Consider the following 14,112-nt stretch of genomic DNA (forward strand, 5'->3'; position numbering starts at 1 on the left):
CGCGGCAGGTCCGGAGGAGGTACGCGTGCGCACCACGAGAACGACCCCTGCCAGGCCTTCGCCGATGACCGGTCCCGGAGCCGGGGTGCGCGGTCGTGAGCGCGCCGTACGCCGTCCTGTTCGGTACGGATCCCCTCTTCCGGCAGCACCCGGAGGGCGGGTTCCGGCAGGTCGCACAGACATGGTTGACCACGGCACACGCAAGCAGCGGTCTGGTTGAGGAGAGCGGATGACCCAAGAGATCCAAGGCACCGTCGCGGCGGGCTTCGAGACGGTACGGGACGAGTTCGCCGCGTTCGTGGCGGCCGAGCGGCCCGACTACGAGGGCCAGTTGTGCGTGTACGCGCACGGCCGGCGGGTCGTCGACCTGTGGGCCGGGGACGGCGCCGACGGCGACTCCCTCTACGGCGTCTTCTCCTCCACCAAGGGCGCCGCTCATCTGGTGGCCGCGCTCCTCGTCCAGGAGGGGACGCTGGAGCTGGACCGCAAGGTCACCTACTACTGGCCGGAGTTCGCCTCCGAGGGCAAGGGCGCGCTGACCCTGCGGGACCTGCTCGCGCACCGGGCCGGTGTGGTCGGCACCGACTCCGGGTTCTCCCGGCAGGAGCTGGCGGACGACCGGCAGATCGCCGAACGGCTGGCCGATCAGCGACCGTTCTGGCGTCCGGGCACCGCGTTCGGCTACCACGCGCTGGTCATGGGCGCGCTCAGCGGCGAGGTCGTACGGCGGGCCACCGGCCGCACGCTCCAGGAGGTGTACGAGGAGCGGGTGCGGGCGCCGTACGGGCTCGACTTCTTCCTGGGGCTGCCGGGGGCGCACGAGCCCCGGTTCCGGTCGACGCGGGCGATGGCCCCGACCGGGGAGCAGCGGGCGCTGCTCGACACGCTGCCGGGCGGGCCGCACACCCTTGCCGCCGTCGCCTTCAACCGGCATGCCGCCGAGCCGACCGATCTGGAACTGCTGCCCAACGACCCGCTGGTCCGCGCCAAGGGGCCGGCGTCCGTCGGCGGGGTCGCCTCCGCGCGCGGGCTGGCCGGGATGTACGCGGCGGCGATCAGTGAGGTCGGGGGGAAGGCGCCGCTGCTGAAGGAGGACACGGCGGCGGAGTTCGGGCAGTTCCACTCCGTGGGGTACGACCTGGTGGCGCGGGCGCACAGGTCGTACGGGCTGGGCTTCCAGGCGACGGCGGACACCTGGTACCCGGCGCTGGGGGTGGGGGCCTTCGGGCACAGCGGGGCGGCGGGGAGTCAGGGGTTCGCGGATCCGCGCAGCGGGGTGGCGTACGGGTACACGCGGCGGCGGTTCGCGTTCCCGGGCGGGCCGGCGGTGGAGAACGAGAGGTTCGTCGCCGCGGTGCAGAGGGCTGTCTCGGCCTCGGGGTGAGGGGAAGGGCCGAGGGGGGACGGACGAGTGGGACGGGGGGCGTCTGCCCCTCCGCCCCTTTCCGTTCCGTCCCGCATCCGGGACCGCCCCGGACCCCCGGCCTTCGCCCACCCCGTCCCGATCTCCCGGGGAAGGGTGGGAGCGGCCGGCCCGGTCGGGTGTTACAGCTTCACGATCATCTTGCCCGTGTTGTCGCCCCGGAGTACTCCGAGGAACGCCTCCAGGTTGTTCTCGATGCCCTCGACGATCGTCTCGCGGTACTTCAGGGTGCCCGAGGCGACCCACGGGCCGACCTCCCGGACGAACTGGGGCTGGAGGTCGTAGTGGTCGCCGACCAGGAAGCCCTCGATGCGGCCGCGGGTCTGGATGAGGCGGGCGAGGTTCTTCGGGCCGGGGGCCGGCTCGGTGTTGTTGTAGACCGAGATCATGCCGCAGACGGCGATGCGGCCGCCCTCGTTGAGGGAGCCGATGGCCGCCTCCAGGTGGTCGCCGCCGACGTTGTCGAAGTAGACGTCGATGCCGTCCGGGGCGGCGGCGCGGAGCTGCTCGCTCACGGAGCCGTTCTTGTAGTTGAAGGCCGCGTCGAAGCCGTACTCCTCCACGAGGAGCTTGACCTTGTCGTCCGAGCCGGCAGAGCCGATCACCCGTGCGGCGCCCTTGAGCTTGGCGATCTGGCCTACCTGGCTGCCGACCGCGCCGGCCGCGCCGGAGACGAAGACGACGTCGCCCTCCTTGAAGGCGGCGGTGCGCAGCAGACCGGCGTAGGCGGTCAGGCCCGTCATGCCGAGGACGCCCAGGTAGGTGGAGAGCGGGGCGGCGTCGGCGTCGACCTTCACGGCCTGCTTGGCGTCGAAGGTGGCGTACTCGCGCCAGCCGCCGAAGTGCAGCACGTGGTCGCCCACGGCGATGTTCTCGGCGTGGGAGACGACGACCTCGCCGACCGCGCCGCCCTGCATGGCCTTGCCCAGCTCGAAGGGGGCCGTGTAGGACTTCGCGGCGCTCATCCGGCCGCGCATGTACGGGTCGACGGAGAGGTACGCGTTGCGGACCAGGACCTCACCGGGGCCGGGCTGCCGGATCTCCGCCTCGGCCAGCTCGAAGTCCTCGGCCTTGGGCCAGCCGACGGGGCGGCTGAGCAGGCGCCATTCGCGGTTGACGGAGGGGAGCGTGGGGGTCTCGGACATGGAGCCCTTCCTTGTGTGCTGGTGCGGCGCGGGCGCGGCGGCGTGCGTCTGCGTGCGTCTGAGTCCAAATACTTCAGTACCTGAAACAACCATGCGCCTGGATATTTCATGATGTCAAGTAAGCGGGTACCCTGAGAGGCATGTCCACACCTCACACAGCACGTCGGCCCGACGCCCTCACCCTGGAGGTCGTCGAGCTGATCGGCGAGGTCGTGGCGCGGTTCCACCAGGACTACGAGGAGGCCGCCGCCGGCCACTCCCTCACCGGCGCGCAGGCCAGGCTGCTCAGCCTGCTCTCCCTGGAGCCGCTGCCGATGCGGAAGCTGGCCGTGAAACTGAAGTGCGAGCCGTCCAACGTGACGGGCATCGTCGACCGGCTGGAGGCGCGCGGCCTGGTGGAACGCCGCCCCGACCCGGCCGACCGCCGGGTGAAGCTGGCGGCCGCCACGGACGAGGGACGCCGGACAGCCAAAGCCCTCCGGGAGTCCCTGCACTTCGCCCGCGAGCCGCTGGCGGGGCTGGGGGAAGAGGAGCGGACGGTGCTGCGGGGGTTGTTGCGGCGGATGCTGGGGGTGTAGGACGCGGGCACAGGGGGCGAGGTTCGCTTCCCAGCCGGTGCCGGGTCGCCGAGCCAGGGTTGGATTCCGCAACCGGGGTCGGATCCCCCAGCCCGGTCGGACCCCGAGCCGGGGTCCGACTGCCGGGCCGGCACCCGTTTCCGCCAAGCCGGACCACCGAACCGGGGCAGACCCCCAGCCGGGGGATTCCCCGGCCGAAACCCATCTCCCCAGCCAAGGCCGGTCTCCTGAGCCGGACTCCTGAGCCGGCCTCGACCGTCCGGGCCCAAGGCCTCGCCGCCACCGCACGTGCTCGGCGCGGCTGCCGCACGCCAACCAGCCGATGCGGACCCAACCGCCGACGAATCAGCACCGGCCGCCGCCGCACCACCCACCCGATGCGGGCGCAGCCGCCAGGAACTCGGCGCCTCGCACGGCCCACCCGACAGGGTGCCGGCTCCCGGTAGGACGACTACGCCCGGTCCGCGGCCACCAGGGCCGCCGACGCGCGGGACGTCGGCGGCCACAGGGGGCGCGGACCGGGCACGCCGGTTCGGCTGAGGTCGTAGCCGGGTTCCGGCTCGGGTCGTACGCGGTTCCGGCTCAGGTCTTCCTGCGGGTCGTCATGAAGCGCTGGACCAGGATGAACGCGCACAGGAGCACACCGGTGGCGATCTTCGTCCACCAGGAGCTGAGCGTGCCCTCGAACTGGATGATGCTCTTGATCAGGCCCAGCACCAGGACGCCGAACAGGGTTCCCAGTACGTATCCGGAGCCGCCGGTCAGCAGGGTGCCGCCGATGACGACCGCGGCGATCGCGTCGAGTTCCATGCCGGTGGCGTGCAGCGGGTCGCCGGACTGGATGTACAGGGTGAACAGGAGGCCGGCCAGCGCCGAGCAGAACCCGCTCACGGTGTACACGGCGATCTTCGTGCCGCCCTGCGGGAGTCCCATCAGCATGGCCGACTGCTCACTGCCGCCCACGGCGTACACCCGGCGCCCGAAGCGGGTGTAGTGCAGGACGTAGAACGCCACCGCGAGGACGACCAGCGAGATGATCGCGCCGAGCGACAGGAAGCCCATCCCCAGCGACACCTGCGCCTCGGCCATGCTGCTCACCGAGGAGTCGCTGATGGAGATCGACTCCTTGCTGATGACCAGGCACAGGCCGCGGAACAGGAAGAGGCCGGCGAGGGTCACGATGAAGGGCTGGATCTCGAAGTTGTGGATCACATAGCCCATCAGGAAGCCGCCGAAGGCTCCCACGGCCAGGGCCATGGGGATCACGACCAGGAGCGGCAGCCCCTGGCGCTCCACCAGCCAGGCCGTGAACATCGTCGTGAAGCCGATCATCGAGCCGACGGACAGGTCGATGCCGCCGGACAGGATGACGAAGGTGACACCGACCGCGGCGACGAGCAGATAGCCGTTGTCGATGAACAGGTTGAGGAAGACCTGCGGTTCGCCGAACCCGTAGTACTGGTACCGGGCGAGGCCGCCGAAGTACATCACCAGGAGGAGCAGCGCCGTCACGCCGACGGGCAGGCGCCGGTCGCCGAGCAGGCGCGCGGTCCTGGACGGGATACGGCTGTCGGAGGCCGTGGGGCTGTGGGTGGTCGCGCTCATCACGACACCTCCATCTTGGGAGCGGCCTCGGTCACCGCGGCGGGGTCCGCCGGGGCCGCGGCCGGCGTGGCGCTTCCCTTGGCGCCGAACCTGGCACCGAAGACCTTGGCGCGGAACTTCGGGGACTGCATCAGGCATACGGCGATGACGACGGCGGCCTTGAAGACCAGGTTCGTCTGGGTGGGCACGCCGATCGTGTAGATCGTGGTGGTCAGGGTCTGGATGACGAGGGCGCCGACCACCGTGCCGCCGACGGAGAACCGGCCGCCCAGGAGCGAGGTGCCGCCGATCACCACGGCGAGGATCGCGTCGAGTTCGATCCACAGGCCGGCGTTGTTGCCGTCGGCGGCCGAGGTGTTGGAGCTGATCATCAGGCCGGCGATGCCCGCGCACAGGGCGCAGAACATGTAGACCATGATCTTGATGCGCCGGGACCTGATGCCGACCAGGCGACTGGCCTCGGCGTTGCCGCCGACCGCCTCGACCAGCAGCCCCAGGGCCGTGCGGCGGGTCAGCACCACGGTGACGGCCACGACCACGGCCACCACGAAGATCGAGAACGGCAGCGTCAGCCAGTAGCCGCCGCCGATCAGCTTGTACGGCTCGCTGTTGATGGTGATGATCTGGCCGTCGGTGATCAGCTGGGCGACACCACGCCCGGCGACCATGATGATCAGGGTGGCGATGATCGGCTGGATGCCCATCCTGGCCACCAGGAAGCCGTTCCACAGGCCGCAGACGACGGCGGCCAGGAGGCCCAGGCCCATGGCGAGCAGCACTCCGGACAGGGCGCTCTGGTCGGACTGGTCGCTGATGTAGGAGCAGGCCAGTGCGCCGGTGATGGCGACCACGGCGCCGACGGACAGGTCGATGCCGCCGGTGGCGATGACCAGGGTCATGCCGACCGCCACCAGGATGAGCGGCGATCCGAACAGCACGATCGAGACGAGGCTGCCGTAGAGGTGACCGTCCGCCATGCGGATGGAGAAGAAGTCGGGCGTGAAGGGAACGTTGACGAGCAGCAGGAGGACAAGGACCGCCACCGGCCAGAACAGGTGGTGGCGGGTCAGCGCTCGCCATCGGGAAGAGGTGGTCACTGGTGCTCTCCGCTCGCGATGGTCTCGAGGATCCGGCTCGTGGTGATCTCGGGCCCGTTGGCGATCTGCGCCACCAGCCGGCGGTCGCGCAGCACTCCGATGGTGTGACTGAGCCGGAGGACCTCCTCCAGCTCGGCCGCGATGTACAGGACGGACATGCCGTCCTCGGAGAGCGAGACGACGAGCTTCTGGATCTCCGCCTTCGCGCCGATGTCGATGCCGCGCGTGGGCTCGTCGAGGATCAGCAGTTTCGGCTGGGTGATCAGCCAGCGGGCCAGCAGCACCTTCTGCTGGTTGCCGCCGCTGAGCTGGCCCACCCTGGCCTCGGGGTTGGCGGGGCGGATGTCGAGCGCCTTGATGTACTTGGCGACGAGTTCGTCGCGCTGGGCGACCGGGATGGGCCGGGTCCAGCCGCGCGAGGCCTGTAGGGCCAGGATGATGTTCTCCCGCACCGTGAGGTCGGGCACCAGGCCCTCGCTCTTGCGGTTCTCGGAGCAGAACGCGACCCCGGCGCCGATGGCGTCGTTCGGGGCGCTCATCGAGACCTGCCTGCCGCCGATGGACACCTTGCCGGTGTCCGGCTGGTCGGCGCCGAACAGCAGCCGGGCGAGTTCGGTCCGGCCCGATCCGAGCAGACCGGCGAGCCCGATCACCTCACCCTTCTTGATCTCCAGGTCGAACGGGGCGATGCCGCCGGTCCTGCCGAGACCGTCCGCCTGGAGCAGGGCCTCTCCCGCGTGGGAGTGCAGCTGCTGGTCGTGCAGTTCGTCGAGCTGGCCCATGGCCTTGCCGAGCATGAGCTGGACGAGTCCGACCTGGTCGAGGTCGCGCACCAGGTGCTCGCCGACGAGGGTGCCGTTGCGCAGCACGGTCATCCGGTCGCAGACCTCGTAGATCTGGTCGAGGAAGTGCGAGACGAACAGGATCGCGACTCCCTCGTCCCTCAACCGCCGCATCAGGGCAAAGAGTTGGAGGACCTCGTCGCGGTCGAGGCTGGAGGTCGGCTCGTCGAGGATCAGCACCTTGGTGCCCGGCCTCTCGCCGTCACCGGTGCCCAGCGACCTGACGATCGCGACCAGTTGCTGCACGGCCAGCGGGTAGGAGGAGAGCGGGGCACTGACGTCGATGTCGAGCCCGAGCCGCTCCACCAGCTCCGCCGCCTGCCGGCGCAGCTGCTTCCACTGGATGCGGCCCATGCGGGTCGGCTCGCGCCCGATGAAGATGTTCTCCGCCACCGACAGGTTCGGGCAGAGGTTGACCTCCTGGTAGACCGTGCTGATGCCGGCCTGCTGCGCCTGGAGCGGGCTGGTGATCCGTACGGACCGGCCGTCCAGCGTGATCGTGCCGCCGTCCAGGGGGTAGACCCCCGTGAGCACCTTGATGAGGGTGGACTTGCCCGCCCCGTTCTCTCCCATCAGGGCGTGGATCTCACCGGGGAAGAGCCGGAAGTCGACGTCCGACAGAGCGCGTACCCCCGGGAACTCCTTGACTATGCCCGCCATTTCCAGGACGGGCCGCGGCTCTGCCATAAGTCTCCTAGCGAGGGACCACCGGCTTCGTCCGGTGGGGGAATTCACTTATCCGGTCTGTGGTGCGTTCGCCCGCCCCGGAAGGGGGGCGGTTCGCCGGCCGCAGGGCCGGCCGACCGAGGGGTCCGGTCGGCCGGAGGCTCCCTGCCGCTGGGGCGCGGTCGGTCAGTACTTGCGGGTGGGGAGCGCGGCCTTGGCCTGGTCCTGCATGAAGTCGCCCTCCTCGGTCTTGATCCAGCGCTCGACCTTCTCGCCGTTCTTGACCTTCTTCACGACGTCCATCAGCTGGGGGCCGAGCAGCGGGTTGCACTCGACGATGGCGTTGATCTTGCCCTCGGACATCGCCACGAAGCCGTCCTTCACGCCGTCGATCGAGACGATCAGGATGTCCTTGCCGGGCTTCTTGCCGGCCGCCTCGATGGACTGGATGGCGCCGATGGCCATGTCGTCGTTGTGCGCGAAGAGCACGTTGATGTCCGGGTTGGACTGCAGGAAGGCCGCCATGACCTGCTTGCCGCCCGCGCGGGTGAAGTCACCGGTCTGGCTGACGACGATCTTCCAGTCGTCCTTGTGCTCGGCGTCCATGACCTCCTTGAAGCCCTTGGCGCGCTCGATCGCCGGGGCGGCGCCGGTGGTGCCCTCCAGCTGCGCGATCTTCACCGCACCCTTGTGGCCGGCCTTGGCCAGGACCTTCTCGAGGATCTTGGCGGCGCGGCGGCCCTCGTCGGTGAAGTCGGAGCCGACCAGCGTCACGAACAGGGAGTCGTCGGAGGTCTCCACGGAGCGGTCGGTGAGGACCACCGGGATCTTCTTGGCCTTGGCCTCCTTCAGCACCGCGTCCCAGCCGGTGACGACGACCGGCGAGAAGGCGATGACGTCGACGCCCTGGGTGATGTAGCTGCGGATCGCCGAGATCTGGTTCTCCTGCTTCTGCTGGGCGTCGGAGAACTTCAGGTTGTAGCCCGCCTCCTTGGCGGCGTCCTTCACCGAGGTGGTGTTGGCGCTGCGCCAGCCGCTCTCGGAGCCGACCTGGGAGAAGCCCAGCGTGATCGTCTTGCTGCCGCCCGCGGAGGAGGAGTCGGTGGAGCTGTCGTCCTTCTTGGCACAGGCCGCCAGGCCGCCCGCGGCCGCGACGCCGACCGCCGCGGTGAGGAAGTTTCTTCTGCTGAACATGTTCTTCTCCTTTGAAGAGCCGGTCCAGGGACGGACCTGCTGGTACTCGACGGGACCGGCCGCTTGCGTCCAGCCTGTCGATCATCGTTCGACATATCGGCCACACTGCTGGGCAGGTGCGTCCGACGGTCGGTCAGAGGGGTGCGCGCTCCGACGGAGCGGTGTACGGGAACGTACTGGCGCGCACGACGAGTTGGGGTTCGATCGCGATCCGGGAGGTGGCGGCGGGTGGCCGGCCCTCGATCAGATCGAGGAGCAGTGCGATGCCTTGTCTGCCCACCGCCGAGAAGTCCTGCCGGACGGTGGTGAGGGGAGGCGCGAAGAACTCCGCCTCCGGGATGTCGTCGAAGCCGACCACCGCGACGTCCTGAGGGGTCCGGACCCCCGCCTCACGCAGGGCCCGCAGCACCCCCAGTGCCATCTGGTCGTTGGCGACGAAGACGGCGGTCAGCCCTCGGCCCACCCAGCCGGCCAGTTCCTGGCCCGCACGGTAGCCCGACAGCGGACTCCAGTCCCCCCGCAGCAGCATGGGTGGCTCGACACCCTCGGCTTCGAGGGTCGACCGCCAGCCGGCGGCCCGGTCGGCCGCCTCCTGCCAGTCCTCGGGTCCGGCGAGGTGCCAGACCGTGCGGTGGCCGGCGGCCAGCAGATGGGCGGTGGCGAGCCGCCCCCCGAGCTGCTGGTCCACGCTGACGCTGGGAATGTCCACGCCCGGCCCGCTGCCCACGACCACCACGGGGAACGGGTGGCGGAGTTCGGCCAGGGCGTCCACCGCCGACCGCTGGGGAGCGATGGCGACCACGCCTTCCACGCCGCCCTCGCTGAGGTGGTCGAGGGCCTCGGACAGCTCCTCCATGGTCAGTTTGCGCAGACTGACCGTGGAGACGAGATAGCCCTCGGCGCGGGCCGCCTCCTCGAGCGCGAACAGGGTACTGGCCGGCCCGTAGAGGGTGGTGTCGGAGGCGACCACACCCAGGGTCCGGGTGCGCCGGGTCACCAGGGCCCGTGCGGAGGAGTTGCGGCGATAGCCCATCTCCTCGATCGCCCGCAGCACCCGGGCCCGGGTCTCCTCCCGCACATTGGGGTGATCCCCCAGCACGCGGGAGACGGTCTGGTGGGACACGCCCGCCAGGCGTGCCACGTCGGCCATGGTGGGCGGCCGAAGCTGCGTAGGGGTCACGGCCGCACCTCCTTGGCGCTCGTCCGTCGATAAGTCCTGTGGTGGGGGTGGTCGATCCCGCGCCGCCGGTCTCACTCCGGGATTCCGGTGGGTCCGACGGAAGCGGGACGGAAGGCGAGTTCGGGCACTAGGGGCACAACGCTCGTAACTCCCCTGTTTCGCGGCGGACACTGAGTGGTGAAGCGGAGGTCATTGTGAGCGCTAACAATTCATGGCGGTCAAGAGGGTTGCAGCGGAAGGTCGTCACGGTTCCATAACGCACCTACCGGCCATAGAGGGTTTTGGCTGGTCAGAGCGCTAAAGCTCGGTGGAGGCGCCCACACCGAGCGCGACCCGACGGCGGCCCCCCCGGCGCGCTGCGAGCCGGAACCCGCGTCCACGCCGGGCGATGTCCGCACCAGGGACATCTCCCGCACCACCCTGGACGGCCGTCCAGACCGCCGGCGGGTGGGCGGGTGGGCTGTGGGTGGGCGGGTGGGCGGCGGGCGGCGGGCGGCGACGCACCGAGCAGCGGCGCCGGCCTGCGCGCCGGGTGCCTGTGGCGCCGGGTGCCTGTGACGCCCGGCGCCGGGTGCCGGGTGCGCGTGGCGGCAGAGGTTCGCGCGGCCCACGGGACCGAGTGCCCGCCGCTCCGGATGCCGGCAGCGTCCCCGGCGCGCCGGGCGCCCGTGGCAGCCGGACACTGCCGCATGCCGTCGACCGGCCCCCTCGACGTCCGGGCCCCCTCGACGTCCGGGCCCCCTCGACGTCCGGGCCGCGCGCCGCTCCGGACGCGCCCTCCGCGGGGCCGGCGCCGAGCGGCCCGCCCGGCGCACGGGGTCTACCGCGCCGGGCCTGCCCGCAGCGCTACGAGCACCACCACAGGAAGCGCGTGCACGGTTCCTGCGTCGACGGCGACGGTTTCGGGGACGCGGTCGGACCGGTGGTCGGAGCGGAGCCCGAGTCCGCGCCGGAGCCCGAGTCCGCGCCGGAGTCCGGGCCCTCGCCCGAGGGCGTGGCCGATCCGGGTGGCGGACCGGAGGAGCCGGGAAGGGTGGCCGACTGGGCCTCCCCGTCCGGGGTCCGGGTGGCCTCGGCGTCCTGCGCGGACTCCGACGCCGACGGGGAGGCGGAGGGGCTCGGGGAGGCGGATGTTCCGCCCCCGCCCGCGGCCGGCCCGTCGTCCAGCGGCCGCGCGGACGGGCTGGTCCCCGATGTCGATCCGTCGACCTCGGACGACTCTCCCCCGGCCGCTGCGGGGTTGCTGGGGGACGGGAATCCCGGTGCGTCCATGCCGAGTTCGGCCAGGCTCAGGCCGCCCGCCGCCAGGGCGAAACCAGCGGTGACCAGCAGCACGCGTCTGCGGCGCCTGCGGTGGGCCGAGGCCTTGCGGTCGCGGCGGCCGGCATCCGGTGCGGCGGCCGCGCCCTCGGAACTCCCTCGGCCGCCCCCGCCCTGCTCACGGCGGCGCGCGGCGCGCCCGTGGGGCTCGCCGACCTCGGCTCCGTGATCGTCACGGTCGCCTGGACGACTCTGCCGAGCTGACGGATCCGGCTCACCCGGATCGGCTGGATCACCTGGATCGCCCGTGCGTCCCGGATGGTCCGCACGACCTGGACCGTCCGGACCGGAAGGCGGCTGCTGCGCCGACGCGTCCTGGGGGTCGACCTGCACCGTGAGCGGTCCGGTCACATCCGGTCCGGACCCATGCGATTCGGCCCCATACGCTTCGGGCCCGTACGGCCCAGACGCATATGGTTCAGCCACGTAAGGTCCGGTCAGGTACGGTTCGGCCGCATACGACTCCGACGCGTACGGCGGTCCGTAGGCCTCCGACCCGTACGGCGCCGGCTCGTAGGCCTCCGCCTCGTACGAAGCGGGGGGATACGCGCGTAGCTCTCCGGCGGGTGCGCCGCACCCCGGGCAGGCGAGGGCGCCGTTGAGGTGCCTTCGGCACGGGTGGCAGTAGTCCATGACGCGGGAAGACTAAGTTCCAGGACGGCCGCGTTCCCAGGTCGGGCTGTGAAAGTTGTGTGGGAAACCGCCATACCGGCGCGCCAACTAGAGTGAGCTGGCACACATCGTCGACTCCGGGCCTCCGAAAGCGTGTCGAAACTGTCGAGTCGTTACCTGTTCGACCCATTGACACTCCGCTCGCGCGATCCTTACTGTCTGCCCAGCATTTCGAACGTGTGACGAAATCTCGAACATCGAAGGGTAACTTCCGTGCGCATCACTGGAATCAGCACGCACGTGGTCGGGACGCCATGGCGCAACCTGACCTACGTCCTGGTGCACACCGACGAGGGCATCACGGGTGTCGGAGAGACCCGCATGCTGGGCCACACCGACGCGCTGCTCGGCTATCTGAAGGAGGCCGAGGCCAACCACATTCTCGGTTCCGACCCGTTCGCTGTCGAGGACCTGGTGCGCCGTATGAAGTACGGCGACTACGGGCGCGCCGGCGAGATCGTGATGTCCGGCATCGCCGTCGTGGAGATGGCCTGCTGGGACATCAAGGGCAAGGCCCTGGGCGTGCCCGTCTGGCAGCTCCTCGGCGGCAAGGTCACCGACAAGGTCAAGGCCTACGCCAACGGCTGGTACACCACCGAGCGGACCCCGGAGGCCTACCACAAGGCCGCCCAGGGGGTCATGGAGCGCGGGTACAAGGCGCTCAAGATCGACCCCTTCGGCACCGGGCACTTCGAGCTGGACCACCAGCAGTCCATGTACGCCGTCTCGCTGATCGAGGCGGTGCGCGACGCCATCGGCCCGGACTCCGAGCTGATGCTGGAGATGCACGGCCGCTTCTCCCCGGCCACCGCCGTGCGCCTCGCGCAGGAGCTGGCGCCCTTCAAGCCCGCCTGGCTGGAGGAGCCGTGCCCGCCGGAGAACCTGAAGGCCCTGGAGAAGGTGGCGGCGAAGGTCGACATCCCGATGGCCACGGGTGAGCGCATCCACGACCGCATCGAGTTCCGCGAACTCTTCGAGAGCCAGGCCGTCGACATCATCCAGCCGGACGTCGGCCACATCGGCGGCATCTGGGAGACCCGGAAGCTGGCCGCGACCGCCGAGACGCACTACATGCTCGTGGCGCCGCACAACGTGGGCGGACCGGTCCTGACCGCCGCCTCCCTCCAGGTCGGGTTCACCGCCCCGAACTTCAAGATCCTCGAGCACTTCAACGACTTCGCCGACGCGGAGATCAAGAAGGTCGTCAAGGGAGCGCCCGAGGTGATCGACGGCTACTTCCACCTCTCCGACGCGCCGGGCCTCGGCGTGGAGCTGGACGTCGACGCCGCCGCCGAGTTCCCGCAGCAGCAGGCCCGCTTCGACCTGTGGGCCGAGGGCTGGGAGCGGCGTAAGCCCAAGGGCAGCGAGTGAGCACCGCTGTCGTCGTCGAGGGGCCGGGCGAGCACCGGCTCACCTCGCACGAGCCCCGGCAGCCGGGCGCCGGTGAGGCCCTGGTCCGGGTGCACGCCGTGGGCATCTGCGGCAGCGACCGCGAGGTCTACCAGGGCAACCGGCCCGAGGGTTACGTCCGTTACCCGCTGATCCCGGGCCACGAGTGGTCCGGGACGGTCGAGGCGGTCGGTGCCGGGGTCCCGGCCTCGCTGGTGGGCCGCAAGGTCGTCGGCGAGGGCTTCCGCAACTGCCAGGTCTGCGACCGCTGCCACGCGGGCGAGACGACGCTGTGCACGGACGGGTACGAGGAGACCGGCTTCACCCAGCCGGGGGCGATGGCGGCCACGCTCACCCTGCCGGCCCGTCTGCTGCACGTACTGGCGGAGGACGCCGACCTCACGGCGGCGGCCCTGCTGGAGCCGGCCGCCTGCATCGCGGCCGCCGCGATCAAGGCACACGCGCTGCCGGGCGAGAAGGTCGCGGTGGTCGGCACCGGGACGCTCGGCATGTTCGCCGTGCAGTTCCTCAAGGCCGGCTCGCCCGCCGAGCTGCTGGTGGTCGGTACCCGCAACGACCGGGAAGCGCTTTCCCGGCAGTTTGGCGCCACCGACTTCCGCATCCGGGAGCAGGCTCTCCCCGACGATTTCGACGTGGTGATCGAGACCGCCGGATCCGCCTCCGCCGCCCGCACCGCCGCCTCGCTGCTGAGGCGCGGCGGCCGACTGGTCCTGACGGGCATCCCGGGTCCGGGGGCCGACGGCCTGGACCCGACGGACCTGGTCGTACGGCAGCTGGAGGTGCACACCGTCTTCGGTGCGCCGCCGGACGCCTGGTCGCACACGGTGCGGGTGTTCGGGGCCGGGCTGCTCGATCCGCTGCCGCTGGTCACGCACGAGCTGCCGCTCGCCGAGTTCTCCGAGGCGATCGGACTGGTCGGCTCCGGTGATCCGAAGGTGGGCAAGGTCCTGCTCCGTCCCTAGCCGTACGCCGGTACGGGG

At 70.8% G+C, this 14,112-nt stretch carries 12 protein-coding genes; 5 read left to right on the top strand and 7 right to left on the bottom strand.

All coding sequences use genetic code 11. The features are described from left to right. Nucleotides 1-229: 229 nt before the first annotated feature. On the top strand, nucleotides 230-1,384 hold the full coding sequence (locus ACFYO5_RS03220; protein ID WP_388703581.1) for a serine hydrolase domain-containing protein: 1,155 nt from the start codon (nucleotides 230-232) through the stop codon (nucleotides 1,382-1,384). Between the two features lie 161 nt (nucleotides 1,385-1,545). Here the strand turns inward: ACFYO5_RS03220 and ACFYO5_RS03225 are convergent, their stop codons facing one another. Beyond that, nucleotides 1,546-2,568 (bottom strand): NADP-dependent oxidoreductase, encoded by a 1,023-nt coding sequence (locus tag ACFYO5_RS03225; protein WP_356559573.1) that lies wholly within the window; start codon nucleotides 2,566-2,568, stop codon nucleotides 1,546-1,548. A 140-nt stretch (nucleotides 2,569-2,708) separates the two neighbouring features. Here ACFYO5_RS03225 and ACFYO5_RS03230 point away from each other — a divergent pair, with 140 nt between their 5' ends. Then, on the top strand, nucleotides 2,709-3,146 hold the full coding sequence (locus ACFYO5_RS03230; protein ID WP_356559575.1) for a MarR family transcriptional regulator: 438 nt from the start codon (nucleotides 2,709-2,711) through the stop codon (nucleotides 3,144-3,146). Between the two features lie 582 nt (nucleotides 3,147-3,728). Here ACFYO5_RS03230 and yjfF read toward each other — a convergent pair. The 6 genes from yjfF to ACFYO5_RS03260 all read right to left on the bottom strand — a co-directional run bounded on the left by yjfF (nucleotide 3,729) and on the right by ACFYO5_RS03260 (nucleotide 11,065). Then, the gene (yjfF, locus tag ACFYO5_RS03235; RefSeq protein ID WP_356559577.1) at nucleotides 3,729-4,751 is read right to left on the bottom strand and encodes a galactofuranose ABC transporter, permease protein YjfF; all 1,023 of its coding nucleotides are present in this window, start codon (nucleotides 4,749-4,751) and stop codon (nucleotides 3,729-3,731) included. Then, the gene (locus tag ACFYO5_RS03240; protein WP_356559578.1) at nucleotides 4,751-5,848 is read right to left on the bottom strand and encodes an ABC transporter permease; all 1,098 of its coding nucleotides are present in this window, start codon (nucleotides 5,846-5,848) and stop codon (nucleotides 4,751-4,753) included. The genes yjfF and ACFYO5_RS03240 overlap by 1 nt, the downstream gene beginning before the upstream one ends. Next, complete coding sequence (locus ACFYO5_RS03245) at nucleotides 5,845-7,377, bottom strand: sugar ABC transporter ATP-binding protein (protein ID WP_388703585.1); 1,533 nt, start codon at nucleotides 7,375-7,377, stop codon at nucleotides 5,845-5,847. The genes ACFYO5_RS03240 and ACFYO5_RS03245 overlap by 4 nt, the downstream gene beginning before the upstream one ends. Nucleotides 7,378-7,542: 165 nt before the next feature. Further along, nucleotides 7,543-8,550 carry an ABC transporter substrate-binding protein gene (locus ACFYO5_RS03250; RefSeq protein ID WP_356559580.1) on the bottom strand — a complete coding sequence of 336 codons (1,008 nt, stop codon included), beginning with the start codon at nucleotides 8,548-8,550 and terminating at the stop codon, nucleotides 7,543-7,545. Nucleotides 8,551-8,683: 133 nt separating this feature from the next. Next, nucleotides 8,684-9,730, bottom strand: a complete 1,047-nt coding sequence (locus ACFYO5_RS03255; protein ID WP_388703589.1) for a LacI family DNA-binding transcriptional regulator — start codon at nucleotides 9,728-9,730, stop codon at nucleotides 8,684-8,686. Between the two features lie 846 nt (nucleotides 9,731-10,576). Next, nucleotides 10,577-11,065 (bottom strand): hypothetical protein, encoded by a 489-nt coding sequence (locus ACFYO5_RS03260; protein WP_388703591.1) that lies wholly within the window; start codon nucleotides 11,063-11,065, stop codon nucleotides 10,577-10,579. 18 nt (nucleotides 11,066-11,083) lie between these two features. Between ACFYO5_RS03260 and ACFYO5_RS03265 the strand changes: the two genes are divergently transcribed. From ACFYO5_RS03265 to ACFYO5_RS03275, 3 genes are all read left to right on the top strand, one after another. Continuing rightward, complete coding sequence (locus ACFYO5_RS03265) at nucleotides 11,084-11,254, top strand: hypothetical protein (RefSeq protein ID WP_388703593.1); 171 nt, start codon at nucleotides 11,084-11,086, stop codon at nucleotides 11,252-11,254. Between the two features lie 681 nt (nucleotides 11,255-11,935). Beyond that, on the top strand, nucleotides 11,936-13,093 hold the full coding sequence (locus ACFYO5_RS03270; protein ID WP_356559583.1) for a mandelate racemase/muconate lactonizing enzyme family protein: 1,158 nt from the start codon (nucleotides 11,936-11,938) through the stop codon (nucleotides 13,091-13,093). Further along, nucleotides 13,090-14,094, top strand: a complete 1,005-nt coding sequence (locus ACFYO5_RS03275; protein WP_356559584.1) for an alcohol dehydrogenase catalytic domain-containing protein — start codon at nucleotides 13,090-13,092, stop codon at nucleotides 14,092-14,094. The genes ACFYO5_RS03270 and ACFYO5_RS03275 overlap by 4 nt, the downstream gene beginning before the upstream one ends. The last annotated feature ends 18 nt before the right edge of the window (nucleotides 14,095-14,112 follow it).

Source organism: Streptomyces sp. NPDC006259, from assembly GCF_042870975.1.
GTDB lineage: Bacteria > Actinomycetota > Actinomycetes > Streptomycetales > Streptomycetaceae > Streptomyces.